The sequence below is a fragment of the Acinetobacter sp. DMC2 genome (genome assembly GCF_056314305.1).
In genome coordinates this window covers 165,944-191,021 of sequence record NZ_JBQUYP010000002.1, presented here as the reverse complement: position 1 = coordinate 191,021, position 25,078 = coordinate 165,944, and the positions used below count along the sequence as shown (strand labels likewise).

Here is a 25,078-nt window from a genome sequence, read left to right as displayed (position 1 = left end):
AACGGGGTATTTGCTAATAATTAATCAAAACGATAGATGTCCATGCCTAGTGAGCCCATTGTGAAGCTGCTGTGAACAATCGTAAAACGATTACCTGTGCCCATAGCAAAAAACAACGGGGCAAAATGTTCTAGGGTAGGATGATTGCGTTTTACATACGGCAACGATTGCCAGTCCAGTACGCCATCATAATCTTGGTGGGTAAGTTTATTCACAACAGCATTTCTAAAAGTTGAGGCCCATTCTGGAACTTTAGAGTTGTCTCCTTGCCAAGATAGCTCTGCAAGATTATGAGTAATACTGCCTGAACCAATGAGTAAAATCTGCTTATCACGTAAAGGCGCGAGCGTTTGTCCTACACGATAAATTTCTTGTGCGCTTAAATTAGTTGGCAAAGAAATCTCGACGACAGGAATGTCAGCATCAGGATACATGTGCAATAGAGGCATCCATACACCATGGTCACGAGGGCGCGTACTATTCGCATGTGCAACTAAATGAGCATCTGCCAGTAATTTTAAGATTTCTTCAGCAAGTTCTGGTTGCCCAGGCGCGCTGTAGCGAATTTCATATAACTCTTTAGGAAAGCCGCGGAAGTCATGCCATGTTTCAGGGCGAGTCGAAATACTCACTTCAAGTGCTTTACTTTCCCAATGCGCAGACATCACAATGATTGCCTTAGGTGCTGGAAGATTAGCACCTAAGCGGTGTAGAGCAGGGCCTACTTGTTCTGGATCAAGTGCAAGCATGGGTGAACCATGTGAAATAAACAGTCCGGGAAGGGTTTGTAGTTCCATTGCATTACACCTGAGTTAAAAAGCAGAATAATAGTTATTATGCCAAAATCAGGACATGTTAAAAGTATCCTGATTTCAACGGATTGTTCCTAAAATGAAACGGTTGTTGTTTTTATGCACGGTGATAGGGATGATTATGATTAATAGTCATTGCCCGATATAGTTGCTCAATTAATAAAACACGTACTAAAGGATGGGGCATTGTGAGTTTTGAGAGTGACCAATGCCATGCGGCAGTTTTACGTACTTGATCTGATAAACCATCTGGTCCACCAATAGCAAGTGCTACATCATTGCCTTCAAGCATCCACTGTTTCATGGTGTCAGCCAGTTTCTCTGTGCTGAGTTCTCGGCCACCGACCTCTAGAGCAATTAAAGTTTCATTCGGTTTTAAAGCATTTAAAATACTTTCACCTTCAATTTGACAATATTTTAAAATATCCGCTTCTGAATCATTCTTACCACGTTTTGCCATAGGAAGTTCAATGACTTGAGTTTGCACAAAGGGTTGAATACGTTTGAAGTAATCTTCAAAACCAGTGAGAACCCAAGCAGGCATTTTTTGACCAATGGTCAGAATACGAATTTTCATATTATCTATTCATTTAAAACAGCTGGCGCATTATACCTGAGGAAGAGATGAATTCGCGGTAGTAAAATAGGCATAAAAAACGCAGTCCAAAAAACGGTGTTGGACTGCGATCAAATGATCATCTGTCTGGAGTTCAGATGATCATAGAGAATAAAACAAGGTTATCTATAAAATAATAGATAACGAAGAATACTTAATTTAATTAAATACTCTTAATACCTATTATGAGGATGGTTGGATATTTTTCAATCAAATTGTGTAACAAAAAAAAGAGAGCCGAAGCTCTCTTTTTTCGCATTTTAATTAGTGACGTGCTGCTTTTGAACCTTCCACCGGTTTTACAATCGGTGTTTTAGGTAAAGGCTTTGGCATCGAAACTAATGCTAAAGGCAAGATGTCATCAATACTTTTCACAGCTTTGATTTCTAAACCTTCTTTAACATTGGCTGGAATTTCTGCCAAATCACGAACGTTATCTTGTGGAATAAATACAAGTTTAATACCACCACGGTGTGCTGCAAGAAGTTTTTCTTTTAAGCCACCGATACGCATTGCACGACCACCTAAGCTTGTTTCACCAGTCATTGCAATATCGGGACGAATCGCAATACCTGTAAATGCTGATACAAGCGCAGTTGTTAATGCTAAACCAGCAGATGGCCCATCTTTTGGTGTTGCGCCTTCTGGTAAGTGAACATGTACATCAGTTTCTTCAAAACGAGAAGCTTCAATACCTAGCTCATCGGCACGTGTGCGTACTAAAGTCATTGCTGTGGTAATAGACTCTTTCATTACATCACCGAGTGAACCGGTTGTAATGAATTTACCTTTACCTTTGACAGCTGCAACTTCAATGGTAAGTAACTCACCACCTACAGATGTCCAAGCTAGACCATTTACGCGGCCTACTTGCGCTTCATCTTCTGCAATACCAAAGTCAAACTTGTGTGGACCTAAGTATTCTGGAAGATTGGCAGAAGTCACATCAAGTTGTAAGTTTTTAGACTTTTTACTTACTGCTTCTTTTACCACTTTACGCGCAATTTTAGACACTTCACGTTCTAAACTACGTACACCCGCTTCACGTGTATAGCGCTGAACAATGTCACGAATCGCTTCTTCATGAATTGTTAACTCTTTTGCACGCAGACCATTGTTCTTAATCGCTTTTGGAACAAGGTAACGTTCAGCAATGTTAACTTTTTCATCTTCGGTATAACCCGGTAGACGAATAACTTCCATACGGTCAAGCAATGCCTCAGGAATATTCATGCTGTTTGCAGTACAGATGAACATCACTTCAGATAGGTCAAGATCAAGATCTAAATAGTGATCGTTGAACTTACTGTTTTGTGATGGATCTAATACTTCAAGCAATGCAGAAGCAGGATCACCACGGTAGTCTTGTGCCATCTTATCAATTTCGTCGAGTAAGAACAGTGGGTTCTTCACGCCAACTTTTGTTAAAGACTGCACGATTTTACCTGGCATCGCACCAATATAAGTACGACGGTGACCACGAATTTCAGCTTCGTCACGTACGCCACCGAGTGCCATACGAACAAACTCACGACCTGTTGCTTTCGCAACTGATTCACCAAGCGAAGTTTTACCTACACCAGGAGGGCCTACTAAACATAGGATAGGACCTTTGAGTTTTTTAACACGAGACTGAACAGCTAAGTATTCAACAATACGATCTTTAACGTCATCTAAGCCGTAGTGATCAGTATCAAGAATCTCTTGAGCTTTCGCAAGGTTAATGCTGACTTTGCTCGCTTTATTCCACGGCGTATCTAAAATTACTTCTAGATAGTTACGTACAACAGCCGCTTCACTAGATGCAGGTTGCATTGCTTTAAGCTTACGGAACTCAGCTTCAGCTTTTTTACGTACGTGTTCAGGTAAATCAGCTTCAGTTAGACGTTTTTCTATTTCAGCAACGTCATCTTCAGCGCCACCATTCATGTCAGAAAGTTCACGTTGAATGACTTTCATTTTTTCATTTAGAAAGTATTCACGTTGGTTTTTTTCCATTTGGCGTTTTACGCTGTCATGCAAAGTTTGTTCAATTTGCTGTTCGGCAGATTGATTAACCAAGTAGCTCATAAGCTCTTGCAAATGTGCTTCAAATTCATCGTGCTCTAAAAACTTCTGTTTAATTTCAATATTTAGAGGTACACGTGTAGCCACGAAGAACATAAGCTGTAGCAAGTCTTCAATTTTATTAGCAGCTGCAACGAGTTCACGTGCATTACGTAATTTTGCTTCAGCATATTGAGCAAATAAATTACGCAACTCTTGTAAACGAGTTTCTTGAGTAGCTTTATCTACGTTAATTGTCATTGGACTTAAGCTATGCTCAGCAGTCAAATGGCTATCTTCATCGATAATTTTTTCAAGCTTAGAGCGCTGTAACCCTTCAATCAGTACTTTGATACAGTTTTCATCATTCTCATGATTTACAACCTGAACAATCTTAGCGACAGTTCCGTACTGATAAAGGTTATCGTGATCAATATCTTCTGTAAGCGAATCTTTTTGCGCAACTACAAATACTAAATTGTCACTGTTACGAGCCACATCAACTGCATTGATCGATTTTTCACGACCCACGAATAACGCAATTTGCATGTGTGGATAGACCACTACATCACGTAACGCTAAAAGTGGTAATACACTTGGAACCTGAGGCTCTAAGTCAGTTTTTTCATTCATAATAAGTTCAGACATGGGCACTCCTAATGAGTGACAACGAGGTTGCCATGTTTTTTATAGTGATGTGTATTTCAAAAATTACAAGGGCCTCTCTATAGAAAATGTGGAAAAAATGACTAATTTAGTCAACTTTTTTATTAAAATATTATGAATCAATGGATTAATTCTTAAGAAGAATATAATTTTGTAGAAAGGATAGGTAATTTAGCTTAATAATTATGAAATATTCATATAGTAGAAAAGACGTTTGGATGAAAAATAACCATTTTCTTATGTCATTTATCGGCATTGTATAATTAACAATAATGCAAAACTTATTTAATGTTGAACATTAAATAGCCGTGTTACTATAAATTGGTAAATCGGTCTGTCACGTAGAAGTAACCATCCTTAGGGTGGTTACTTTTATGATTTTAGGGGCATTAAAAACTTAAGACTAATTTTAATTTTCATATAAATATTATCTTTTAAAATAATAAATATGTTGAGGGGTGAGTAAAGCATCTAAAGGTTGATCCCAACTTTGACGTTTTAAAGTATGTTCAATAAATTGAAATTGATGAGCCATTCCCAAACGATAAGGTTTATGTTTTGCACTAGCCAATGTACGGTCATAATAGCCGCCTCCCATACCAATACGCGTACCGTAGTGATCACAAGCTAAAAGTGGCATTAACAGTAAATCAAGTTTTGATACATGTTTTCCTCTTGTTGCCATGGGTTCTTTCATACCCAATGGATGATGAGAAAAACGTCGATTTAAATATTGGTTTCTAGATATTTTTACCCAAACTAAACGTTGATTCATAGAACAAATCATAGGTAAATAAACTTGTTTATTTTTTTTAAAACATAATTTTATGATCAGATCTGTATGAACTTCTCCGAAGGCATGCAGATATAAACCAATTTTTTTTGATGAATGAAAAATAGCAAGACTGTTTAAATGATGCAGAACATTAAGCTGAGCTTTTTTTTGCTCCAATGAGGACAAAGAGCGTCTTTTAGATCTTAAATTTTTTCTAATAAAACTAAGTTCATTCATGTGTAAATCTAACAAAGATTTGAGATCAGTCGAGCAAAATTATACCTATTTTTCTTAAGATTTATGGAAATAGAGGACTAATTAAGAAATAACTTAAAATTTACTTGATGAGAGGTATTTTCTTTAGCGATAAAAAATTCTATTTCTTTACGTATTACCAGTATTTATTTACATTTAATCAGATAAGAATATTTAAAAGGATGAATGTGAAATTGTTAAGCCTATGAAGTTAAAAATTTTAACCACTACAATAAGCGCCGTATTGATGCTAAGCGGGTGTACAAAACAAACAGAACCTGAAGCTGCTGAAGTGGACTATAAAGCTCAATTCGAAGAGTCTGACCGTAAAATTGGAGAGTTTTTAGATCAACTGGATAATCCGAATACGCCACAAGAAGTTAAAGTCAAAATCTTGTGCCATGACTATCCTGAGGTTTATAAGACCCAATATATGCCTGCATTAATTAGAATTTCACCTAAACCTTATACCGAAGAAAAATTATTGTCAGATTTGAAGAGTGCAACTGATTACTACAAAGATGCCTTTGCAATTAGGTGTAACCAATAATTAATTGATGTGTTAAATCTCAAAAAATCAGATAAGTGTGAATTGATTGGCATTATTAAGTTGTGGTAAATTTCATTTTGTCTTTATAGTTGCTAATTTAGGGGGTTCTAGATATGGAAATCTTGAAATTCTTACAGAGTTTTAATACCGTCGGTACATACTTAACGATTGCTTCAACTGTTTTAGCTGGGCTTATTATTTATTTTTACGTGATTAATCCAGCGTAATCTTTTAAAAAGAAATAGTAAGAAATCTTCTATTTCTTTTTTTTATAATTAAATTTTGTTATAAATTTCAAACTATAAAAATAAGGTAGGATCATGAAGTATAAATTATTTTTTCTTAGTTTTTTTGCTTTAGGATGTCATGCCGACGACAATGTAAGTGATCCTGATATTTGTAATGTGGTAAAAAAAGTGGCTCATACTGTCATGGAAGCACGTCAACAAAAAGTTCCATCTCAAGACTTGCAACAGATAGCGAATGGTCTTGAAGACCCAAAAGCCAAACAACTTTACCAAGATTTAATTAACTCGGCTTACTCTGCCAAAGTATTTAGAACCAGTTTCTTTAAAAGAAAGGCAATAGAAGACTTTCAAACAGGCTGGTATGAAGAGTGTCTGAGTAGAAATAAAAAATAATATTAGAGAACGCGGAGTAGATTAATTAGCTAAGCTGCAATTTAATGTTTAAAAAAGAAAATTTTAGACTAAAAGGTCTGTATGCAAAGCTAAATTAAAATAAATATTTTGAATTTTTCTTAAAGTTAAAACTAAATGCTCCGAAGATGCCGCTGCATGTGTCGTTACCCTGAACCCGATGAGTTCTCGGGTAAAAGTGATTTTATAGCACTACGAAACGATATTAGAACATATATAAGCACATGAAAATTATTTTCAAGTATTTGTATTTTAATCAAAATACCTGAAACAATATTAAAGCTCATGTCATGATACGACAGTATACGTTATTTGCCTACTATCTGCCTATTTATTCAAATTTGCCTATTTTTAATGGTTTTTAGCCTATTGTTTGCCTATTAAATTTTTACAAAAAAAGGCGGTTAAACCGCCATTTGTGATGTTGATTGGATGCGCTGCCGTTCAATATAAGCTAAAACATCAGCTTTTTTATAAATAATTTTTCGATAGTGAACTTTAGCAAAAGGAATGCCGCCACCTTCACAGCGCTTTTTCTGCAACCATGAGGTTGAAACATCAAGTATTGCCGCAAGTGATTCTGGTGAAAATTCTTCATCATCATTGGCGGCATTGAATTTATCAATCTCAGCTTGTTTATTAATACATTTCATTTAGATTACCTCACCAAAACACTGCTATTAAAAAAGCTAAAAACCAAAAAGTATTTGTTCCGTAGAGCACTTCTTTCATCCATCAACTCCTAATAGATATTCAGGTTCAGCCTTTTCAGGTATTGCGGTCTTAGAGGTTTCAAGTTCAAAACGGCGTTTCTTAACTGCACCCATTAATTTGGGTTGAATGAATTCGTCACGTTTTGAAACTTCAATTACTAAAGCATCTAAACTTTCAAGGTCTGGAGCTGCTTGGATTTTTTCTAATAAATAGGGTGGTTCATTTTCTTGTTTCTTGCCTTGATCTAACTCAGCAAGTTTTTTATGCATCTCAAGCACTAGTACATTTCGTTGCTCTTCAGTCCACTTACCTGTGTAGTTCATTACTGCATTTACTGCTTCAGGTTTGGTTGCGTCACAAATACTTTGTTTTAAAGATTTAAAGTTAGCAGGCATTTCAATTGGAATAGCTGCATCAATTTCTTGGGCGTCCAGCTCAGTTAGGCGGTTTTGTTTAGCCTCATTAATCGATTTGATTTGTTCAGGTGAAAAACCTTCTTTTTCCAGATTTGCGCAAGTTGAATCAAGTTCTTTCTCTGAATTACAAATACGAATCGCATCGAGCAAAATTTCAAATTGAGTATTTGAATCCGGTTTTACATCTGGCTCAGTGGCAGGCTGAACTAAAAAGTCTTCTGAAGACGAAACATAGGATTGTTCGGTAATAACAATTGCACTATCTAAAGCAGTAGCTAAATTTTCTGGAAGATCTTCAGCTTGAGTTACCACAATCTGTTTTTGAGTTGTAGACTTAGAAGATTTTTTCTTAGGCGCTTTTTGCTTATCAGCATCACCAATAGGAACAGTTCGAGCTTCGCTAGTATCTACATCACGCCCAACCGCAGCGCAAAATGCTTTTAACTGGAGACGAGCATTTTCTACATCTGCTTGAGCAAATCCATTGGCAATTGCAGTTTTAAGTGCTGGAATCTCATTGTATTTGTACCAATAAATACTACCGGTTGGCTCTACAAGGTATATGTCTTGATCAAGTCTTACATCTTCAAGTGTAAGAGGTTTAGCAAATTCGATACCTGCAATATTCATTAGCTCTACTTTGATACAATATTCATAACCCTGTTTCCCAAAAATAGAAGCAGGGAACTGATCCAAGTCAGCAAAGTCCAACATATCGCCCTCAGGACGACAAAGAATTGTTTTACCCTTTTGAAGAGCTGCGAATGCTTCAGAAGCTGTTAGTAAATTATTCATGCTGTCATTCCTGTTTTAGCCAATGTTTCAATTTCTTGTTTAACCGCTTGTAGTTTTGCCGCTTCAATTTGAGTTAGGGCATCAATACCGAAATGCTCACAAACTGTTTTCACATCGAGACCGCGCTCACCAATGAAACCCTGTAATTCATCACGCTGTTCATTTGAAATGCCTTTAAACTCAGGTGGGTTTTTCCACTTTTTTTGCTCTTGGTCAAATGTGCATTTCATTTCGCGTGCACGTAACTGAACTGCATGCCACATAGGTAGGGCATATTTATGTTCTCTGTCGAGAGATTCAGTAAGCTGGTTTAAATCACCAGCATGATTAGCTTCAATACACGACTGTTTGAAGTTGCTGAGATCGGCTTGGGCTTTAATCTCAGCGGCTTGTATTGGAGTTAAAGTATTAATGTGATCTTTTGCTTGTTTAAGTAGATCCGCTAAAAAAGTAGGTGAGCTACTCAATTCTGGAACAGGTACTTGGCCGGTACAAATTTCAGCTCCACTCGAAGTAGTCATTACCGTTCCTAATCGACCTGAGTTTTTAGCATGATGAGTAGGCGTAGGATTGAAAAGAATCGTACGATTGGTATCTCCATTCTCATCTGTAGAAGAGTGTAAATAGCCCATTACATCTGCCATGCGGTAAAGTAAATTTCGGTTTTTGCCAGCGAGATCTGGTCTATATACTTTGAGCTTCTCTTTGCCCGCTTCCTCTTCAACTGCATGGGCAATAAATACAACATCTTTACCAAGGCCCTGCCATTTACGGACCATAGTCATAAACTTATTACCAGCCAAACCTTGAGCTTTAAGGGTTAGGGTTTGGTCACGTTGTCTATTGTCGGGGTTCTTTAAAAGTTGATCCTTAATAGCGTCTAACATAGCCCCAACGGTATCAGCCACAATTGTTAGATAGTTGTCATAAAAACTATCTTTTAAATTCTCAAGGTCTAACCATGAATCAATACGTACAATGGTGCCTCGGCGAAGCTCAGGTGCTACGCGATGCTGACCTTTGTCAAAGTCAAAAATTACAGGCTTGTTAGCTGTATGAGCGATGGAACTTTTACCAAGACCAGGGTCTGTATATAGGTAACAAATTACGCTTTGAACCAATAACGTTTGTTCGGGTGTAAAAACTTCAATAGCCATAATATTTTTGCTCCTATCGACTACCAGTAAAGCCGCGTTGTTGCTTATACGTTTTGCGGTCCTGAGAAGAGATATTTGTTTCAAGTAGCTTTATAGCGAGCTGCTTTCTACGTTGAAAATCTATTTCTTGGGTGAGTACATCCCAAACTTTCGGATATTCAGTTTTGAACTTCTCAACATTTAAAGGGGTTTTAACGCCATCCTTGTTGATTTTGTACAGCACTTCGCCATTAGCGTTTGAAGCAAATACTTGCCAGCCTATGCGAACTGAGTAGAGACCTTTTTCATCACGACCTAAATATGACTTGTAGCCGTCAGGGTGTTTTTTGAAATTAGTCATGATTAAGCCTCCTCGATCCAATGGTTACGATCGATGTAGCCAACCAATAAAGTATTTATATTTCGATGGTCATCACGATTAGTAAAATCATTAAAGGGTTTGCCGCTTAAATCTGTTACTGACTCAATAGCTAGGTTTGTAATTTCAGCAGCTGTAAAGTCAGATCCGGCAACACCGTAGCTATCTTTTACACCATGAAAATCAAAGCCAACTTTTAGCTTAAATCCATCAATACGTATTACTGCCTCACCTGAGTTTTCACCCGTTTTGGTTGCTGCTAATAACTGATATTCAGATGCGACTACTTGTTCACTTTCGTAGTTGTAATTAGAAGGGACGCTAGAATTAGCGGTTTTGTATTCACAAGAACCTAAAGCAACTAGTACAGCAATTGCTGTAATGCCAGTTACCTTATGCTTGTGTGGAATTGCTTTTGCATTCATAATTGATCTCGCAGTATGCAAAGCACATCGGAAGGTCAGAGAGTCGGTGTGCTTTTTTGTTGTCTGTGAGATAAATATTAGGCAAACCTAATTATTAAGTCAATAGGTATTCCTAATTAAATTAGATATTCCTAATTTTTTAATTTTTTTTAGATAAAAGAAAACCCACCAAAAGGTGGGCTTCTATAAACATGAATTAGTTTTTCTCGAATCTTTCTTTTAAGGTTTTTATTGAATTTTCAGAACTCTCTAAAATTACTTTTTGAAATTCAGTATTTGAAAAAAAGCCATTTAGAGCATCTTGCAATCCAAAGACTACATTCATAGGCATAACAACAGTTGCGTTATGTATTACTTCATTATTCACTCTGTAGCCAAGAACTAGTTTTAAACCATTGGTTTCCATCGCTACTTGTAAAACATGATCTGCATAGGTAGGTTGCAAATTAGGATTAATTCTAGTTAATAAATCGTTCTTTTCATCAACGATTTTGATTTTATCTTTACTCATGATATGCAACCTTCATGTTGTGATTCAAATAAGTGATATTGATAGATTTATTATCTAATGTCATTTGCTGCGCAACAGAAATAGAACTTGGATGATGATTTTTATCTAGTTGCGATATACTTAGATATAGATCTTTTTCTTTACCGGCTAATACCGACTCCACAACTTGTTCGCCAGATTCGATTTGAAAAACTACATTCAAAGCTTCAATATTTCTACTTTTTAACAAGGGAGTAGGAATAGCTTTTTCACGATCAATTTGCCATGGCTGCTTAGGTTTTTCATAATTTTTATTATGAAAAACTACCTCAAAATCATATCCAAGTTTTTGAGTAATTGTTGTAATTGTTTTGATAGTAAGATTTACATCACCAGATAAAACTTTTGTAACACGCCCTTTCGACCAACCAAGTTTTTGGGCCAATTCTGAGCGTGAAATTTTGTTATGGCGAAGCAAGCCTATTAGGTGAGATGCAACCTGTTCCATCTTAATAATGGACATATCAACATCATATTCTTCACCAATTAATGATACCTTGCTCATAATAACCTCACCAAAAAATCATGTGATTCAATAGGGTATTGAAAAATTGCTTTAACTCGCTCATCAATAATCATTTTCTCTGAGTCATCAATTTTATCCCTTCTTTTAGGTGCTAATCTAAAAAGGATCATTACATCACCAATACATACTAAATATAAGCGGATACTCGCCTTTCTAATTCGGTAAACCGATATATCTTTCCCATCTATTTTAGTCGTATGGGCACGATGTAACTCTTTAGAATCATAGAAATCAAAAATTTCATTTATGATCAAACATTGTTCTAACTTCGAAACTAATTGAGTGAATAGGCGAATCACATCCGCATCATCACGCGCACTACTTAGGGCAAATTCAGCTCTATCTCGATAAAGAAATACATCGTTTTTCTTACACGATGAAGAAAGCATATAAACCTTTATATTTTCGGGTAGGACTATACTATGTAGGTTTTTTGGAAAACCTATTTGCTCCAATCTGAAAAAGTAAGGGTCTATCATGAGCGAAAGTTACCTTATAAGTGAACTAATTTCAATTGCCGATTAATAAAAATTTTATATCTAGTTTGTATTGATTTTACTCATTCAATTAGCTTTAGGGTGTTCTTGTCTATGTTGACTGGGTGGAACAATATCAGTAATTGCTGTAATGCTCTCAACTTCATCCATATTAAATGTGAGTCTTTCTCCACCATTAACTGCGATAAGGCTTAGAACATCGTTTTGAATACCTATAAATTCTTTAATCGTGCAACGTCCGTCTTTTAAACAAACTTGAACAAATTCCATTGGTACAGGTTCTGCATCTGGATCGCATACTACATACCAACCATTGCGTATTGCAGGAAACATAGAATCGCCAGTACCTTTTACAGCATAGGCCTTTGCTCCAGCGGTATGAGTTGGGATATATCCATCTCCACCATTTCCTTCAAATCCCATATCCACGAAGTAGCCGTCCATTCCCATTTTTGAATAGGCTTTTACAGGCACCCATCGTTTTGAAGAGGGTACAAAAGGTTTCTCAACAATAGTTGAAAAAAGGACTGCTTCATCACTTTCAGAAATGTTGTATTTCTTTTTAAATGCTTCAATATCAATAATTTTAAATTGAGAGTCACTTTCAACTATTGCAGTATCTTTATTAAGTTCTTCTGTTGGTTCACCAACACCTGTTGCTAGCCAAGCAGCACTTACTTTCAAGAACTTAGCAGCTTTTAAAAGGTTTTCACCTTCCATTTTTTTTGATTTACCTGAAAGCCAATCACTTACGGAAGGAGGTTTTACACCCACAGCTCTAGCAAGGTCTACACCTTTAATCTTCTTTTTTGGTAAGACTTCCATAGCATATCTGAGACGTTCAGCAAGAGTGTTCATAAAACTATCCTTACAATATTAGGGAATCCTAACATAAATAAAATTAGGTATTCCTATTGATTTAATATAAGGAATACCTAATAATTGGTGAGAAATTAGGAGCACGTTATGAATGACGCACAACTTATTGATGTATTGGGTGGTGTCACAGCGGTAGCAAGACTTCTGGGTATTGCTCCTTCATCCGTAAGTGGATGGAAAGCTATACCCCTAGATAGAAAAATTAGACTTGCAGTAATTGCCGAAGATCTTGGGTTGACCACCAGAAAAGAACTTTTCCCAGATAGTTATCAAGATATCTGGATAGAACTACGCCCTCAAATGGGTTTAAACAAAAACCTTGGAACATTAACCGCTTAGGAATAACCATGAGCAAATTATCAGTTGAACTATCTGCAAGTGCCAGAAATGACGTTTCTCGCATATTGCATGGTCTTGATATGGGCAATCAAAAAGAGATTGCTGAGCAACTAGGTGTAGATCCAAGCACTATTACTCGGCTTAAAACTGACAAGAAAAACAATGGCTTGAATGAAATTGAAATGTTTTGCGAGCTATTGAGTTTACTTGGATTGAAGGTTGTACCTAAGGATTATCAAAGTATTGATAAAGAAAGAGTTGCTGCACTTTTAGTCATGTCCAAAAGTTGGATGAATCGTATTGAAACCGTAGATGACTTATTTCATGACGAAATCAGTGGGCAAAAAGAAAAGCTCGGATATTAAAAAACCACTACCTGCGCGAACAGGAGTGGTTATGGATTCATTAATTTTGAGGTCAATGAATATGCAAACTAATTTACCAAATCAAACGTCTGAAGGCAACTCACCAGAATTCTTAGTTGGTGATGTGGTTGTGCTTACTGAAGACTGCCGTAATTTCAAATCAAATGATTTGTTTGAGGTTAAAAATAAAACATTGACTAGGTTGTGGACTATCAAATCAGAGAATCATTTGATTTTGGTTTCGTCAAAAGAAATCCGCACCGCAACAGTCGCAGAACTCAACGCTAAACGTCGTTTAACGAATGCTGAGCAAGCTTTAGCGGAGGTTTCATGACTATTTCAGAACAACAAAGCCAAAAAAATATCCAATCTTGGCATGAACCAGCTTTAAGGACTTTATCTGGTTTGCTTGAAATCCGTAAGAAAAATCTAGCACGCCAAAATCGTGACGAAAAAAATGCTGCGGTAACCCGTGAAGAATTTATGCAAGCACTGATAGATCAACACGGCAAACATGGTCTTTATCTTGGTCATGCTGGTCAAATAATCTCAAGTTTATATCGAGCAAAGCGCATTCGCTATTTAGGTAGCACTTTCATTCAAATGAATGAAAAGGGGGATCTATGAGCTTAGATGCAACTGTGTGGGCTTGGAAAACCCGTCAAAAACAAAAGGTGGGCGGGGCATTAAAACCACTTAAAAAACTGGTTCTTCTTTCGCTGGCTGATAGGGCTGGTGAAACTCATGAATGCTATCCAAGTATTGCCCGTTTGGTAGAAGACACTGAAATGGATCGTAAGACCGTTTTAAAAATTATTGATGAGCTAATTGAGGATGGATTTATTATCGATACTGGTAAACGTGAAGGTAGAACTAAGCAGGTAAAAGTATATCTTTTGATCGGAGTTAAAGGCCGTGAAACAGTGCCTACAACGGTACTCTTTGACACGGAAAATGATGATTTAAACAGTACCAACAATGGAACAGTTCCAACAACGGAACAGTTCCAACAATTCCATGAAAGAGTCCCAACAATCCCGTTAAACAGTCCCAACGTTGGGACACGGAATCTTTCAATGAATCTACCAATAGAATCTAAAAATAAAAAAACATGGTTGAGTTTAAAAAAACTTGGTGAAGAAATTCTTTTGGCAACTGATCAGGAAACTTACGAGCAGATCAAAAACGCGACTTGGTTCGATCGTGAATTACGTGCATTTGAACTCTACAACGCAGAGAAGAATCTTTGTGATGAACTCATGAATTACCACTTTGCAGATTGGTTAATCAACGCATGTGGAAAATACAAATCTCGTGAGCAAGCTAAAAACAATGGAACGCAGGTTCGAGTCCCACAGGGGGAATCAAACACACTTAGTTCAAAACAAATTTACTCATTCGCTCAAAAACTTTCTGTGCTTCCTGAATTTGCTAGCAAGTATGCGGAAGGAAACGAAACTTATGAGCAATTGGCTGCACGTATCGCCGTAAAACTTTCAGATCCTGAGCAACAGCAAAAATTGATGCCTTACCTCAAGCAAGTTGGTTTTCAACAAAAAGGAGCAGTAGCATGAATAAAATCTTATTTGGTGATTGCCGTGCTCTGATGACACAAATGATTGAAGAGGGTTTAAAGGCTCAAACTTGTGTTACTTCACCACCATACTTTGGGTTGCGTGATTACGGTGTTGATGGTCAATTAGGCTTGGAAAGTACCGTTGATGAATATGTTCAAAACATGGTTGAAGTTTTTCGCTTAGTGCGAGAGTTGTTACATGATGATGGAACTCTTTGGCTAAATCTTGGGGATAGTTATGCTGGTTCAGGCCGAGGCATGACTCGTACAGGACTTAACGATGGTAAGAACCCAAAAACAAAAGGATTAGTTTTACCAAAGCAAAATGCAGCTCAATCAAATTTAAAGCCAAAAGATTTAATTGGTATTCCATGGAAAGTGGCTTTTGCACTTCAAGCTGATGGCTGGTATTTACGCCAAGATATTATTTGGCATAAACCGAATCCAATGCCCGAGAGCATTACTGATCGTTGCACCAAAGCACATGAATATATTTTCTTATTCAGTAAGTCTCGAAGATATTACTTTGACCATGTAGCAATTAAAGAACCGGTTGCTGAAAGTTCAATTAAAAGACTGTCTCAAAATCTCGATCAACAAAATGGCAGTACTCGCGCTGTGATGAAGCATAACGGGCCAATGAAAGCTGTTTACTCGAGATCCTCACGCGATAGTTTTAAAAGAGCTAATAGCAAGAGAGCTGCTGTTATTCCAAATCAAGCATATGGCACACATAGATCAGAAAGATCAGAAAGCGAGTATGACTTACTTACTCGTAATAAGCGTAGTGTTTGGCAAGTTTCTACAAAGCCATATAAGGGTGCTCATTTTGCAACTTTCCCAATGGATTTAATTGAGCCATGTGTATTAGCGGGATCTCGAGTCAATGATGTTGTCTTTGATCCATTCATGGGATCCGGAACAACAGCAGCTGTAGCACTAATGCATGATCGTCAGTATTTAGGTTGTGAACTAAATTCAGACTATTACGAACTTCAGCAAGAGCGTTTATGCAAAATCATGGAGAAATCTGCATGAATAAATTCGAAATTTTAGCGTGGGCAATGCTCATATCAATCGTAACTGGAGTCATCTGTGGCGTTGTAGTGCTTTGGTGGCATACGCGTAAGGAGGCAATTCAGGAGTGAGTTCAATGAGCCTTGCTGAATACCGTGAATTATTTCCTGTTCAGAAAACTAAAAAGCGCCGTTCAGCAAAGCAAACCCAAGAACCAAGTGTGGGGGAGGTTTTATTAGCAACTCATCTAAAAGCCTGCAAGATTGATTTCGAGCAGGAATATAAATTCAACCCAAAACGAAAATGGAGAGCTGATTTTCTGATTACCGGCACAAAGATTTTGGTCGAGGTCGAAGGCGGTATCTGGAGCGGTGGGCGTCATACAAGGGGTAAGGGTTACATCGGGGATATGGAGAAATACAACGAAGCGGCAATGATGGGTTTTACAGTGTTACGGTTTAGTACGGAGCAGGTTAAAGCAGGCGTGGCGATTAAACAAATTGAGCAATTGGTGGGATGAATATGAATATGCCAGTACAACACATTTTACAAGCAGTCGATTGGTCTAAATACAGTTTTGAAGAATGGTGCCGCCAGCTAGGGGCTTGGCTTAACGGCGATACTGAAACAATGGTCAAAATAGTTAAGACGATGCCTACTAAACGTATCACTCAACAGCAACGCGAAAAGTTAATGGCTATGTACATGGGGGATGAGAGTTTTAAAGATCGCTTGTGTATTCGCCGTAAGGGAACCTGCTGTCAATTAAACGATAATGAAGCTCGTGCTATTCATAAAATTATTAACGATCTTCAATCTATAGATGATGAGGTTCTTCAGGAATGGATTGGGGCAATCTGGTGGCACTATGTAATGGGCGAATCGATTCGTGATATCGCAAAGAGTAATGATACATATGGTTCGCAAATTCAACAGGACATTAAATGCGGCTTAGCTTATATCAAATCTCGTTATTCGCATTTTCAATTTGATAAGTTTATAAAAACAGTAGTAGTGGAAAATCAATCTTCTTGACTGTAAATACAGGGTATGGCATATTCGTGTTATAGTGTTCGAAGTATATCTAGTTCACTGATATTAAAGCTCATCTGATGATGGGCTTTTTTATTAGTTATTAATCAAATATTCAAAAGATATTTAAATTTTTACATAAAATTACAAAAATAGAAAAGCAATTAATAGCTGTATTTAATCTGCTTCTTATATTTTTTTTGTGAATAAAATGAATTAAATCAATATTAATTTCATGATTTTGCTATGATGAATCTTATAAATTCGCTATAGTAAACAATAGCTTACACTTGTTTTTTGTTGGTAATTCTTCTTAAGATATTTACATCGTAAATAATTAGTAGAGAAAGCCATGCAATTTAGAAAGAATAATTTGCAATTTTTATTAGTAACATTCGTAATAATATTAACTCTAATTATATTGGGTTTAATTACTTACTTAAAATTTGAAAAATATATAGAGTCGACTGACTTTGTGACATTAGTTACAGTTGTCTTTATGTTAATGCTTATATGTTTATTTTATGGGAAAATATCCAAAATATCAGGATTAGGTGCTTCACTTGAACTTAAAAAAATCAATGAAGAATCAGAAAAATTATTGAAAAAGTTACGAATTGAAAATTATATTGCTAGGTTAGAACTTATTGGCAAAAGTGAAAGCACTTTTTGTAGTGGCAATAATGTTCAATTAAATTATAAAAAAGATCTGTTTGCCATAATTAAAGATTTAAAAAATGACAAACTATTATCTCATAAAGTAATAAAAGAAAAGTTCCTTCCAGTTTTGGATAGACATATACAACTTCAACTGAAAACTATTCAAAATTTTGGAGATGTTTTAGATCTAAATCCTTTTATTGGTTTGAGCGAGCCCAAGGATTTAAAATTAGCAATTACGGATCAAGTTATTGATTTAAATGGTTTTAATGGACTCGAAGATAATGTTGCAAAAGTAGATTTCTTTAATGAAAACTTAAAAATTTATAAAGATTTATTAAAGGCTAATTCTTGGTTTTTAAACAAACATTAAAAAACTACTGTAGTTTTTATTTGTGTTATAGTCCAGTCTAATTTAAACTGGTATGTAAAATGAATATCTGTGTAGGTGGTGAGCTGGATGGGCAAAAGATAGAAAAAGAAGGCAGATTGCTTAATGCTTCTGATTTAGATACATCCTTTAAAACTGAGTACTATAAACAGATTTTTAACCGCGACAATATTGTTTACCACTTCTGGTTGCCCGTAGGATCTGATCTTCATGAAATGTCTAAATTAGTATTGGATATCTTAAGAGCACCTAAAAATTAAGTATAAGGCATATTGTAAATACATGTATTGAAGTGTATGATTCATATCAAATACTGCGCTGAAAGTTTTTTGTTTTTATGACCCGTTTCTATTTAGAAGCGGGTTTTTTAATATTTATTTTTAAATTTGCCGAGCGTATTGCGGCACAAACTGGCCCCGCTAAATATCGATTATTGGCGGGGCTTTTTCTTTTAAATTTTTTAATTATATTGATTTGAATATTTAAAAAATTATAATAAATAAAAAAGATAGGACTGACATTTTGGGTATTAGTAACAATGATTTAGAAGCAAATAAAATTGCAGCAAACATACAGAAATGGACAATTATTAAAGATATACTTTTCTTACTTATTAAGATGGGCGCTGTAGTTTGGTGTATTTATCTAATTATGACCAATTTGGTAGCTCTGTCTGACAGAAATGCTGAATCGATAAGTTCAATAGCGAAAGTTGTTGAAAGTTTAAGCTTAAGTGATATTGTTCTTTATATAGTTACCGCTTCAGGGGTGACTTATGGTTATTTAGAACGTAGAGGTAAGAAAAGAGCTATTGCAAAAATGGCACAGTATCAATACCAATTAGAGCAAGATGATCCTTTTAGGGGGACAAGTAACCTTACTAGTCAAGGTGATTCCCCTAAACCAACTAAAAAGAGGGTAAAAAAATGATAGGAGTAGTTTTAACCGCTTTTAATATTTTATTGCTTTTATTTGTTTGGCAGGTTTTCTTAAAAAAGACTATTCTTGATACACATAGAGATCAGTTATTTGATTTACGATGCCAACTTCGTAAGATATTTAGTGAACATCAAGCTCTTGATAGTCGAGCATATGTTGAAACTCGTAAACTTTTAAATGCCCAAATTGCTTTAACTGAAAATCTTTCAATTTTACAGTATGTGCTCTGGAAAAAATTTACTAATAGTGAAGTTATAAAGCAGCAACTTGCTCAACAAGGTTCTAGCTATAGAATTGACAATCATGAATTGCAACAGGCTGTAAGAAAAATTCGTTCTGACGCATCTTATGTTTGTAGCAGTTATATGATCCTATCTTCATTAACCTTAACAATCACTGTATTTTTAACTGCTTTTGTTATGGGTGTGTGTTGGATATTTAAGAACGTATTTCGCAATTTTGGATCAGTTGTTAAAGTCGCTTTTAATGAAAGTGCTTATGCAAAATTGTGGGAAGGAGCTGTTTCTAAAACCCATATCGATCAGGATATGGTAGAAGATGCATCCCTAATCTTGATGAAAAAAGCATAAAACTCCATAGTTATAAAAGAGCACTTTAGGTGCTCTTTTTTATTGGGTGAAATATGGATGATAAAGAATACTTTTGGTTGACAAGAAAAAAAGAACCTAAATCAAAATCTAAAAGCAGACCACTGCCAAAGGCTACTCAAAAGTATCTAGAAGCTGAGGAAGACTTTACTCAAGCTTTAGATGTTCTGGAAATTAAATACGAAAAGAAGTTTCAAATTAAATCAACAAAACACTGGCGATTTGATTTTCATTTAATTGAGCATCGTATTTTAGTTGAAATTGCTGGAGGCCCTTGGTCAGGTGGCCGAAAGGGTAAGCTTAAGAATAAAGCTTGGAGTCTTGATCGTTACGACGTAGCTGAGGAGATGGGCTATACAGTAGTTCGTATAGAGACAGCTTCAAGATGTAGGATCGATGATACTGGACCAGTACAGTTAAGAAGTGAATACGCTAGTGAGTGGCTCAAAAACTTGAAGAGGCAAATATTTAATGGATCAGATCAGACCATTCCCGCAACCAGACTTTATTGATCAAGCTGAAGAAGAGGAAGCAATCCGTTTAATACCGGCACCAGATTTAAAGAAATGGGTTATTGCTAATTTTCTTACGCTCGGTGGTCCACTACATAACCCGGACCATGATCATATCGCTGAGCTGCTTCATGATAATGAAGAGTTTTTAGAATTTGCATGGGCTTCTTCTGCATATACGAGAGCTAAGCGTATGGTGTTGGGCCAATGTGAAAAGGTTATGTTTCAACAAGGCGGATGGAAGAAAGCTCGCCAAGAGCAGCAGATGCGTGATTGGTTTGGATTTGTGCCGACTTACTTAATCACTATCGATGCTACATTTTGCGATAAAGCCAATGATAGTGAGTTTTGTGCTTTGCTAGAACATGAGCTTTATCACATTGGTGTAGATCGAGATTCGGACGGTGAGATTATTTACAGTGATCATACTGGCTTACCAAAGCACTATTTAGCTGGTCACGATGTGGAAGAGTTTATCGGTGTTGTTAAGCGTTGGGGAGCAAATGAAAACGTTAAGCGCTTAATTGAAGTTGCTAAAAACCCGCCGTTTGTTTCTGATTTAGATATATCAAAATGCTGTGGAAACTGCGTTATCACATGATGAGCCTTAGGGCTCTTTTTTTTGGCTATTTAGGTTGACGTAGGTTGACAGGATTGAGGATATGGCGGCTCTAAAAAAAGAGGTAAAACTCTTTATAGTTCGTTCACTTGCCGTATTTAATACACCCACAGAAACTGCTGAGCTCGTCAACCAAGAATACGGGATAAAAGTTACTAAGCAGCAATGTGAAAAATACGACCCAACTAAACGGGCGGGTGAAAACCTAAGTGAAGAGTTAAGAATAGATTTTGAAAAGACCCGCGAAAAGTTTTTAGGTCAGCCTGAGGCCATACCTATTTCTAATTTAGCGGTACGCATGCAGCGTTATGAAAATCTATTTCTGAAATACAGTAAAAACCGTGTAGCAGCTACGAGCATTCTAAGACAAGCGGCTGAGGACATTGGCGGGAAATATACCAACAAAACAGAGCTAACCGGCGCTGGTGGTGGGCCACTCCAAAGCGAGAACGTAACCCAAGTTATTGCAACGCCTGAACAGATACGGCAGGTGTTAGATGAACTCAAAGGTAAATACTAAGCTGCTAGAAATGCAGTTAGAGCGTGAGCTCTGTGAGAAAGAACATTTATTCTTTACACGGCGTTTTTTCTTACCTCGCATGGGCTTTAAGTTTTCGGTTAATTGGCATCATGAATATATTGCTGACAAGATTGACGAGGTTATTGCTGGGAAGGTTAAGAACTTAGTAATTAACGTTCCACCGGGTAGCGGTAAAACTGAATTACTCACGAATCTAATTGCTCGTGGCATAGCACGTAATGCTCGTTCCCGTTTTTTGTATTTATCTTTCTCACAGTCACTTGTAGAAGATGTATCTGCAACGGCTCGAAACATTGTTAAGTCAGAAGACTTTCAAAGTCTTTGGCCCATTAAGATATCGACAAGTACCGATGCTAAATCGAGCTGGAAAACTACAGTCGATGGCTATGATGCTGGTCATGTTTATTCTGCATCAATGGGTGGGCAAGTCACTGGTCGCCGTGCCGGTACATTAGCGGATGAAGGCTTTACTGGTGCAATTATTCTTGATGACCCTTTAAAGCCTGAGGATGCATTTAGCCAGACCGCGAGACGTAAAGCTAACCGAAAGATACTAAACACGGTCAACTCGCGTAAAGCTAAATCGGACACGCCAATTATTCTGATCATGCAGCGTTTGCACGTTGAAGATCCGACTAACTTTGTAATGACTGGTAATGTGCCTGGTGAGTGGGAACAAATCAGTATTCCCGCACTTATTGATGAAGAGTACATCAGTAAGTTGCCTGAAAAAATACAAAGCAAAATTCCTCGTGATGTTGAACGAGATGCGAAAGGACGTCAAAGCTATTGGCCGTTAAAAGAATCATTACTTTCATTACTTCAGTTAGAGAAAGGCGGCGAGGATAAGGACGGCGCTACGGTATCTCGCTATACATTTGCAAGCCAATACATGCAAAGCCCTAAAAAACTGGGTGGTGATCTTGTTAAGGCTGAATGGTTCCCTCGTTATCTTGAATTACCTGTTCTTAAATGGCGGGCTGTATGGGCCGATACTGCACAGAAGATCAAAAAGCATAATGACTTCTCGGTGTTCTTATGTGCTGGTCTTGGCTATGACAATAACCTTTACATCATTGACGTGAAGCGCGGCAAATGGGAAGCACCTGAGCTATTGAAGGAGGCTAAAGCCTTTATCAATAAGCATAAGGACAGCAACACCAAAATTGGCAAGCTGCGTTACATGGCTGTAGAAGACAAGGCGAGTGGTACCGGATTGATTCAATCTATTTCTAGGGAAACCACATTACCTATTCGGGCAATTCAGCGTGATGAGGACAAGCTGTCACGGACAATGGACGTCATTCTTTACGTTGAGGATCAGCGCGTTTGGTTACCTGCAAGTGCACCATGGTTATTGAACTACATTGAAGAAATCGAAGGGCTCACCGCGGATTGGTCACATGATCATGATGACCAGTGGGATCCGACCATTGATGCGATTAATGATTCATTAGCTAAAAAGCCAACTGTATTTGATTAAACGAGGAAATTATGGCTAAAGAAAAAAATGCAGACGGCAAGCTTAAAACTATGGTCGCTGATGCTGTTAAAAAAGCAATCAATGCGATTGGTGATGCTGGCGCATATACAAACTTGGTATCGAATATTGGTACCGAGCGTGACAAAGCTACTGGTGGTAAGTTCGTCCGTAAAGACATTGATGACGAACAACTCGAAGCGGTGTACCAGAACTGGCTAGCACGGCGTATTGTCAATCGTCCTGCATCGGATATGCTTCGTGCTGGATGGTTCTATGAGGGGGTTCAGGGCGATGATTTAAAACGCCTTGAGGAAGCGTGTAAGGCGTTTCACTTAGAGCGTGTGCTTTTATCAGGCTTAATCCTTTCTCGCCTCTATGGAGTTGTATACATCCTTCTTGGAACGGCTGACGGTGAGGCATTAGACAAACCTTTAGATATTTCTAAACTTGGTCAAGGTCGTTTGGAATTCTTTACAGTCGTTAAGAAGAAATACATTACGGCGGATAAAAACAGTTATTTGCCGCCGTCGGCATGTTGTGGACTGCTTAAACAGCCTGAATTTTACGACATGAAAATGGGGAATGAGGCTAAGAAGCGTATTCATCATACTCGTTTGATACGTATCGCTTATGCTGATGTGGTGAATGAAGAGCCTCAAAGTATTCTGCAGGAAGTCTATGAGGATCTGCTTGACCATTCCAGTGTGAAAAAAGGCTCAGCCAGCCTGATTCATGAGTCGAAGATTGACGTTATTCAAACGCCTAACTTGGTCGATAAGATTAAAGAGGATATGAAAGGTGTCATGGAGCGCTTCATGTCCGTTGGTTTTATGAAGAGCATTAACGGCATGATCGTGTTGGATGCTGAGGAGAAGTACGATTCAAAAACGTATAACTTCGCTGGCTTGCCTGACATGATGCGTGAATTCTCGGTTCAGACAGCTGGCGCGGCAGATATCCCTTTTACGATTCTTTTTGGACAATCTCCAGCAGGTATGAACGCCACTGGTGAGCATGACACACGTAATTATTACGACTCAATTGCCACTAAGCAGGAATGGGACCTCAAGCCGATCTTGATGAAGTTCCTCGCGGTGATCTGTCAGTCAACGTTTGGACGTCAGATCCCCACCTTAGATGTTGTATTCAATCCACTTTGGCAATTAGATGCCAAGGTCCGTTCTGAGGTTGAGAAAGCTAATGCAGAACGGGATGACAAATATCTTCAAATGGGTGTCATTACAGAGCCACAAATAGCAAAGCAGCTTGTTATTGACGGTGTTTATTCAGTGATTGATGAAAAGCATATCAAAGAGCTTGAAACAATGGTGAAGCCAGATGACGACGATAATTCAGATACTGAAACCACACCTCCAGCAAGCGAAGAAACGTAAGAAAGGGCGTAAAGCTTCTAAGCCTAGAGCCGTGCACGTAAATCGCCGTGTAGAGCTTTATTACACTCGGCAATTGCTTGCTATTTCAAAATACTGTCAGGAACAAACCAAGGATCTTGTTATTCCAACGGTTGGCCAGAACATCGGTGATGCTTGGTTTTCTGACATGATGACGTCGTTTAGGGAAAAGCTCACAAAGTATGTAGTTGAGATTTCCCGACCATTAGCCACAAAAGTTGTGACTGATACCCAAAAGGAAGTGGACAAGCAAATTGCAGAGCACACCAAAACAATTATTGGTGTGGATCTCACACCGTTTTACCGAGCTGCTGACATTCAAGATGAAGTAGACCTAAATATCACTGCCAATGTCAGCTTGATTAAGTCTATTCCTCAGCAATATGCCGATAAGCTTGAAGTGCTAATCACAAATGCTTTGCAGACTGGTCAAGCTAATGAACAACTTGCAAAAGCAATTAAAGATTTAGGGTTGTCTACTGATTATCGAGCACGACTTATCGCTAGTGATCAGATGGGTAAGATTAACGGTCAAATCAACCAAGCCAGACAGCTTTCAATGGGTGTTGAGACATACACATGGCAAACGGCGAAAGATGAGCGGGTACGGCCAGATCACCAACATAAGCAGGGTAAAACCTTTAGATGGGATTCACCGCCAGATGGTGGGCATCCCGGACAGCCTATCCGTTGTCGTTGCACGGCATTACCTAATTATGAGGATATCTTAATTGACTGATTCTAAATCATGCGAGAAATGCTGGAAGTGCGGGAAAGTACACGGCTCTAATGATGGCAGTGGTTACCAGCCTTGCCGCAGTCCTAGACCAAAGCCTACACCTCCGCCACCAACTGTTTCGACCCCTCCAATAAAATGGGATAAAAGTG

At 37.6% G+C, this 25,078-nt stretch carries 35 protein-coding genes; 22 read left to right on the top strand and 13 right to left on the bottom strand.

Going from position 1 to position 25,078, the window contains the following annotated elements; genetic code table 11:
• Positions 1–20: 20 nt before the first annotated feature.
• From ACT53H_RS05235 to ACT53H_RS05220, 4 genes are all read right to left on the bottom strand, one after another.
• Positions 21–797, bottom strand: a complete 777-nt coding sequence (locus ACT53H_RS05235; protein WP_476008803.1) for a DODA-type extradiol aromatic ring-opening family dioxygenase — start codon at positions 795–797, stop codon at positions 21–23.
• Between the two features lie 112 nt (positions 798–909).
• Positions 910–1,389, bottom strand: a complete 480-nt coding sequence (gene rlmH / locus ACT53H_RS05230) for a 23S rRNA (pseudouridine(1915)-N(3))-methyltransferase RlmH (protein ID WP_476008802.1) — start codon at positions 1,387–1,389, stop codon at positions 910–912.
• A gap of 303 nt (positions 1,390–1,692) precedes the next feature.
• Positions 1,693–4,122 carry an endopeptidase La gene (lon, locus tag ACT53H_RS05225; RefSeq protein ID WP_005303397.1) on the bottom strand — a complete coding sequence of 810 codons (2,430 nt, stop codon included), beginning with the start codon at positions 4,120–4,122 and terminating at the stop codon, positions 1,693–1,695.
• Between the two features lie 445 nt (positions 4,123–4,567).
• On the bottom strand, positions 4,568–5,152 hold the full coding sequence (locus ACT53H_RS05220) for a 5-formyltetrahydrofolate cyclo-ligase (protein WP_476008801.1): 585 nt from the start codon (positions 5,150–5,152) through the stop codon (positions 4,568–4,570).
• Between the two features lie 223 nt (positions 5,153–5,375).
• On the opposite strand from ACT53H_RS05220, the gene ACT53H_RS05215 reads away from it, so the two are divergent.
• From ACT53H_RS05215 to ACT53H_RS05205, 3 genes are all read left to right on the top strand, one after another.
• A complete protein-coding gene (locus tag ACT53H_RS05215) occupies positions 5,376–5,720 on the top strand; it encodes a hypothetical protein (protein WP_476008800.1) in 345 nt (114 codons plus the stop codon).
• A 113-nt stretch (positions 5,721–5,833) separates the two neighbouring features.
• Positions 5,834–5,947, top strand: a complete 114-nt coding sequence (locus ACT53H_RS05210) for a hypothetical protein (RefSeq protein ID WP_004793930.1) — start codon at positions 5,834–5,836, stop codon at positions 5,945–5,947.
• Positions 5,948–6,040: 93 nt separating this feature from the next.
• Entirely contained in the window at positions 6,041–6,361 is a 321-nt protein-coding gene (locus ACT53H_RS05205) for a hypothetical protein (protein ID WP_476008799.1), read from the top strand.
• A gap of 422 nt (positions 6,362–6,783) precedes the next feature.
• Here ACT53H_RS05205 and ACT53H_RS05200 read toward each other — a convergent pair whose 3' ends face one another.
• From ACT53H_RS05200 to ACT53H_RS05160, 9 genes are all read right to left on the bottom strand, one after another.
• On the bottom strand, positions 6,784–7,032 hold the full coding sequence (locus ACT53H_RS05200) for a helix-turn-helix domain-containing protein (RefSeq protein WP_476008798.1): 249 nt from the start codon (positions 7,030–7,032) through the stop codon (positions 6,784–6,786).
• 75 nt (positions 7,033–7,107) lie between these two features.
• Positions 7,108–8,304 (bottom strand): hypothetical protein, encoded by a 1,197-nt coding sequence (locus tag ACT53H_RS05195; protein WP_476008797.1) that lies wholly within the window; start codon positions 8,302–8,304, stop codon positions 7,108–7,110.
• On the bottom strand, positions 8,301–9,461 hold the full coding sequence (locus ACT53H_RS05190) for an ATP-binding protein (protein ID WP_476008796.1): 1,161 nt from the start codon (positions 9,459–9,461) through the stop codon (positions 8,301–8,303). The genes ACT53H_RS05195 and ACT53H_RS05190 overlap by 4 nt, the downstream gene beginning before the upstream one ends.
• Before the next feature lie 13 nt (positions 9,462–9,474).
• Positions 9,475–9,801 carry a hypothetical protein gene (locus ACT53H_RS05185; protein WP_476008795.1) on the bottom strand — a complete coding sequence of 109 codons (327 nt, stop codon included), beginning with the start codon at positions 9,799–9,801 and terminating at the stop codon, positions 9,475–9,477.
• 2 nt (positions 9,802–9,803) lie between these two features.
• Positions 9,804–10,244 (bottom strand): hypothetical protein, encoded by a 441-nt coding sequence (locus tag ACT53H_RS05180; RefSeq protein ID WP_476008794.1) that lies wholly within the window; start codon positions 10,242–10,244, stop codon positions 9,804–9,806.
• Between the two features lie 196 nt (positions 10,245–10,440).
• The gene (locus ACT53H_RS05175) at positions 10,441–10,755 is read right to left on the bottom strand and encodes a hypothetical protein (protein ID WP_476008793.1); all 315 of its coding nucleotides are present in this window, start codon (positions 10,753–10,755) and stop codon (positions 10,441–10,443) included.
• Entirely contained in the window at positions 10,748–11,299 is a 552-nt protein-coding gene (locus ACT53H_RS05170; protein ID WP_476008792.1) for a helix-turn-helix domain-containing protein, read from the bottom strand. Before ACT53H_RS05170 ends, ACT53H_RS05175 begins: the two co-directional genes overlap by 8 nt.
• Positions 11,296–11,799, bottom strand: coding sequence for a hypothetical protein (locus ACT53H_RS05165; RefSeq protein WP_476008791.1), 504 nt, complete (start codon positions 11,797–11,799; stop codon positions 11,296–11,298). The genes ACT53H_RS05170 and ACT53H_RS05165 overlap by 4 nt, the downstream gene beginning before the upstream one ends.
• Positions 11,800–11,883: 84 nt before the next feature.
• Complete coding sequence (locus ACT53H_RS05160) at positions 11,884–12,675, bottom strand: LexA family transcriptional regulator (RefSeq protein ID WP_476008790.1); 792 nt, start codon at positions 12,673–12,675, stop codon at positions 11,884–11,886.
• A 108-nt stretch (positions 12,676–12,783) separates the two neighbouring features.
• Here ACT53H_RS05160 and ACT53H_RS05155 point away from each other — a divergent pair, with 108 nt between their 5' ends.
• The 19 genes from ACT53H_RS05155 to ACT53H_RS05065 all read left to right on the top strand — a co-directional run bounded on the left by ACT53H_RS05155 (position 12,784) and on the right by ACT53H_RS05065 (position 24,929).
• Positions 12,784–13,035 carry a Cro/CI family transcriptional regulator gene (locus tag ACT53H_RS05155; RefSeq protein ID WP_133974779.1) on the top strand — a complete coding sequence of 84 codons (252 nt, stop codon included), beginning with the start codon at positions 12,784–12,786 and terminating at the stop codon, positions 13,033–13,035.
• A gap of 8 nt (positions 13,036–13,043) precedes the next feature.
• Positions 13,044–13,400, top strand: a complete 357-nt coding sequence (locus ACT53H_RS05150) for a helix-turn-helix domain-containing protein (protein ID WP_133974777.1) — start codon at positions 13,044–13,046, stop codon at positions 13,398–13,400.
• A 31-nt stretch (positions 13,401–13,431) separates the two neighbouring features.
• Positions 13,432–13,734, top strand: coding sequence for a hypothetical protein (locus ACT53H_RS05145; protein ID WP_476008789.1), 303 nt, complete (start codon positions 13,432–13,434; stop codon positions 13,732–13,734).
• Entirely contained in the window at positions 13,731–14,027 is a 297-nt protein-coding gene (locus ACT53H_RS05140) for a hypothetical protein (protein WP_476008788.1), read from the top strand. Before ACT53H_RS05145 ends, ACT53H_RS05140 begins: the two co-directional genes overlap by 4 nt.
• Complete coding sequence (locus tag ACT53H_RS05135) at positions 14,024–14,974, top strand: helix-turn-helix domain-containing protein (RefSeq protein WP_476008787.1); 951 nt, start codon at positions 14,024–14,026, stop codon at positions 14,972–14,974. Before ACT53H_RS05140 ends, ACT53H_RS05135 begins: the two co-directional genes overlap by 4 nt.
• Entirely contained in the window at positions 14,971–16,014 is a 1,044-nt protein-coding gene (locus ACT53H_RS05130) for a DNA-methyltransferase (protein WP_476008786.1), read from the top strand. The genes ACT53H_RS05135 and ACT53H_RS05130 overlap by 4 nt, the downstream gene beginning before the upstream one ends.
• Positions 16,011–16,124, top strand: coding sequence for a putative phage replication protein (locus ACT53H_RS05125; protein WP_004791056.1), 114 nt, complete (start codon positions 16,011–16,013; stop codon positions 16,122–16,124). Before ACT53H_RS05130 ends, ACT53H_RS05125 begins: the two co-directional genes overlap by 4 nt.
• Entirely contained in the window at positions 16,121–16,513 is a 393-nt protein-coding gene (locus ACT53H_RS05120; RefSeq protein WP_476008785.1) for a DUF559 domain-containing protein, read from the top strand. The genes ACT53H_RS05125 and ACT53H_RS05120 overlap by 4 nt, the downstream gene beginning before the upstream one ends.
• A 2-nt stretch (positions 16,514–16,515) precedes the next feature.
• Positions 16,516–17,028 carry an antiterminator Q family protein gene (locus ACT53H_RS05115; RefSeq protein ID WP_476008784.1) on the top strand — a complete coding sequence of 171 codons (513 nt, stop codon included), beginning with the start codon at positions 16,516–16,518 and terminating at the stop codon, positions 17,026–17,028.
• A 349-nt stretch (positions 17,029–17,377) separates the two neighbouring features.
• Entirely contained in the window at positions 17,378–18,058 is a 681-nt protein-coding gene (locus ACT53H_RS05110; protein WP_476008783.1) for a hypothetical protein, read from the top strand.
• A 59-nt stretch (positions 18,059–18,117) separates the two neighbouring features.
• Positions 18,118–18,336: a hypothetical protein gene (locus ACT53H_RS05105; protein WP_410242385.1), complete on the top strand. Its 219-nt coding sequence runs from the start codon at positions 18,118–18,120 to the stop codon at positions 18,334–18,336.
• A gap of 262 nt (positions 18,337–18,598) precedes the next feature.
• Positions 18,599–19,006, top strand: coding sequence for a hypothetical protein (locus ACT53H_RS05100; RefSeq protein ID WP_476008782.1), 408 nt, complete (start codon positions 18,599–18,601; stop codon positions 19,004–19,006).
• Positions 19,003–19,605: a hypothetical protein gene (locus ACT53H_RS05095; RefSeq protein WP_476008781.1), complete on the top strand. Its 603-nt coding sequence runs from the start codon at positions 19,003–19,005 to the stop codon at positions 19,603–19,605. Before ACT53H_RS05100 ends, ACT53H_RS05095 begins: the two co-directional genes overlap by 4 nt.
• Before the next feature lie 53 nt (positions 19,606–19,658).
• Positions 19,659–20,135: a hypothetical protein gene (locus tag ACT53H_RS05090; RefSeq protein ID WP_476008780.1), complete on the top strand. Its 477-nt coding sequence runs from the start codon at positions 19,659–19,661 to the stop codon at positions 20,133–20,135.
• Positions 20,095–20,736 (top strand): putative metallopeptidase, encoded by a 642-nt coding sequence (locus ACT53H_RS05085; protein WP_476008779.1) that lies wholly within the window; start codon positions 20,095–20,097, stop codon positions 20,734–20,736. The genes ACT53H_RS05090 and ACT53H_RS05085 overlap by 41 nt, the downstream gene beginning before the upstream one ends.
• Before the next feature lie 61 nt (positions 20,737–20,797).
• Positions 20,798–21,274 (top strand): DUF2280 domain-containing protein, encoded by a 477-nt coding sequence (locus ACT53H_RS05080; RefSeq protein WP_476008778.1) that lies wholly within the window; start codon positions 20,798–20,800, stop codon positions 21,272–21,274.
• Positions 21,252–22,778: a phage terminase large subunit gene (terL, locus tag ACT53H_RS05075; RefSeq protein ID WP_159137734.1), complete on the top strand. Its 1,527-nt coding sequence runs from the start codon at positions 21,252–21,254 to the stop codon at positions 22,776–22,778. The genes ACT53H_RS05080 and terL overlap by 23 nt, the downstream gene beginning before the upstream one ends.
• 50 nt (positions 22,779–22,828) lie before the next feature.
• On the top strand, positions 22,829–24,172 hold the full coding sequence (locus ACT53H_RS05070) for a DUF1073 domain-containing protein (RefSeq protein ID WP_476008903.1): 1,344 nt from the start codon (positions 22,829–22,831) through the stop codon (positions 24,170–24,172).
• Positions 24,117–24,929, top strand: a complete 813-nt coding sequence (locus tag ACT53H_RS05065; RefSeq protein ID WP_476008777.1) for a phage head morphogenesis protein — start codon at positions 24,117–24,119, stop codon at positions 24,927–24,929. Before ACT53H_RS05070 ends, ACT53H_RS05065 begins: the two co-directional genes overlap by 56 nt.
• The last annotated feature ends 149 nt before the right edge of the window (positions 24,930–25,078 follow it).

Coding starts and splice junctions, on each gene's coding strand:
- ACT53H_RS05235 (WP_476008803.1), bottom strand. CDS start 797: ATGGAACTACAAACCCTTCCCGGACTGTTTATTTCACATGGTTCACCC.
- ACT53H_RS05170 (WP_476008792.1), bottom strand. CDS start 11,299: ATGAGCAAGGTATCATTAATTGGTGAAGAATATGATGTTGATATGTCC.
- ACT53H_RS05160 (WP_476008790.1), bottom strand. CDS start 12,675: ATGAACACTCTTGCTGAACGTCTCAGATATGCTATGGAAGTCTTACCA.
- ACT53H_RS05210 (WP_004793930.1), top strand. CDS start 5,834: ATGGAAATCTTGAAATTCTTACAGAGTTTTAATACCGTCGGTACATAC.
- ACT53H_RS05095 (WP_476008781.1), top strand. CDS start 19,003: ATGATAGGAGTAGTTTTAACCGCTTTTAATATTTTATTGCTTTTATTT.
- ACT53H_RS05090 (WP_476008780.1), top strand. CDS start 19,659: ATGGATGATAAAGAATACTTTTGGTTGACAAGAAAAAAAGAACCTAAA.
- ACT53H_RS05070 (WP_476008903.1), top strand. CDS start 22,829: ATGGTCGCTGATGCTGTTAAAAAAGCAATCAATGCGATTGGTGATGCT.
- ACT53H_RS05190 (WP_476008796.1), bottom strand. CDS start 9,461: ATGGCTATTGAAGTTTTTACACCCGAACAAACGTTATTGGTTCAAAGC.
- ACT53H_RS05080 (WP_476008778.1), top strand. CDS start 20,798: ATGGCGGCTCTAAAAAAAGAGGTAAAACTCTTTATAGTTCGTTCACTT.
- ACT53H_RS05130 (WP_476008786.1), top strand. CDS start 14,971: ATGAATAAAATCTTATTTGGTGATTGCCGTGCTCTGATGACACAAATG.
- ACT53H_RS05065 (WP_476008777.1), top strand. CDS start 24,117: ATGACGACGATAATTCAGATACTGAAACCACACCTCCAGCAAGCGAAG.
- ACT53H_RS05200 (WP_476008798.1), bottom strand. CDS start 7,032: ATGAAATGTATTAATAAACAAGCTGAGATTGATAAATTCAATGCCGCC.
- ACT53H_RS05175 (WP_476008793.1), bottom strand. CDS start 10,755: ATGAGTAAAGATAAAATCAAAATCGTTGATGAAAAGAACGATTTATTA.
- rlmH (WP_476008802.1), bottom strand. CDS start 1,389: ATGAAAATTCGTATTCTGACCATTGGTCAAAAAATGCCTGCTTGGGTT.
- lon (WP_005303397.1), bottom strand. CDS start 4,122: ATGTCTGAACTTATTATGAATGAAAAAACTGACTTAGAGCCTCAGGTT.
- ACT53H_RS05185 (WP_476008795.1), bottom strand. CDS start 9,801: ATGACTAATTTCAAAAAACACCCTGACGGCTACAAGTCATATTTAGGT.
- ACT53H_RS05135 (WP_476008787.1), top strand. CDS start 14,024: ATGAGCTTAGATGCAACTGTGTGGGCTTGGAAAACCCGTCAAAAACAA.
- terL (WP_159137734.1), top strand. CDS start 21,252: ATGAACTCAAAGGTAAATACTAAGCTGCTAGAAATGCAGTTAGAGCGT.
- ACT53H_RS05195 (WP_476008797.1), bottom strand. CDS start 8,304: ATGAATAATTTACTAACAGCTTCTGAAGCATTCGCAGCTCTTCAAAAG.
- ACT53H_RS05220 (WP_476008801.1), bottom strand. CDS start 5,152: ATGAATGAACTTAGTTTTATTAGAAAAAATTTAAGATCTAAAAGACGC.
- ACT53H_RS05215 (WP_476008800.1), top strand. CDS start 5,376: ATGAAGTTAAAAATTTTAACCACTACAATAAGCGCCGTATTGATGCTA.
- ACT53H_RS05085 (WP_476008779.1), top strand. CDS start 20,095: ATGGATCAGATCAGACCATTCCCGCAACCAGACTTTATTGATCAAGCT.
- ACT53H_RS05110 (WP_476008783.1), top strand. CDS start 17,378: ATGCAATTTAGAAAGAATAATTTGCAATTTTTATTAGTAACATTCGTA.
- ACT53H_RS05140 (WP_476008788.1), top strand. CDS start 13,731: ATGACTATTTCAGAACAACAAAGCCAAAAAAATATCCAATCTTGGCAT.
- ACT53H_RS05145 (WP_476008789.1), top strand. CDS start 13,432: ATGGATTCATTAATTTTGAGGTCAATGAATATGCAAACTAATTTACCA.
- ACT53H_RS05150 (WP_133974777.1), top strand. CDS start 13,044: ATGAGCAAATTATCAGTTGAACTATCTGCAAGTGCCAGAAATGACGTT.
- ACT53H_RS05105 (WP_410242385.1), top strand. CDS start 18,118: ATGAATATCTGTGTAGGTGGTGAGCTGGATGGGCAAAAGATAGAAAAA.
- ACT53H_RS05115 (WP_476008784.1), top strand. CDS start 16,516: ATGAATATGCCAGTACAACACATTTTACAAGCAGTCGATTGGTCTAAA.
- ACT53H_RS05180 (WP_476008794.1), bottom strand. CDS start 10,244: ATGAATGCAAAAGCAATTCCACACAAGCATAAGGTAACTGGCATTACA.
- ACT53H_RS05165 (WP_476008791.1), bottom strand. CDS start 11,799: ATGATAGACCCTTACTTTTTCAGATTGGAGCAAATAGGTTTTCCAAAA.
- ACT53H_RS05155 (WP_133974779.1), top strand. CDS start 12,784: ATGAATGACGCACAACTTATTGATGTATTGGGTGGTGTCACAGCGGTA.
- ACT53H_RS05125 (WP_004791056.1), top strand. CDS start 16,011: ATGAATAAATTCGAAATTTTAGCGTGGGCAATGCTCATATCAATCGTA.
- ACT53H_RS05205 (WP_476008799.1), top strand. CDS start 6,041: ATGAAGTATAAATTATTTTTTCTTAGTTTTTTTGCTTTAGGATGTCAT.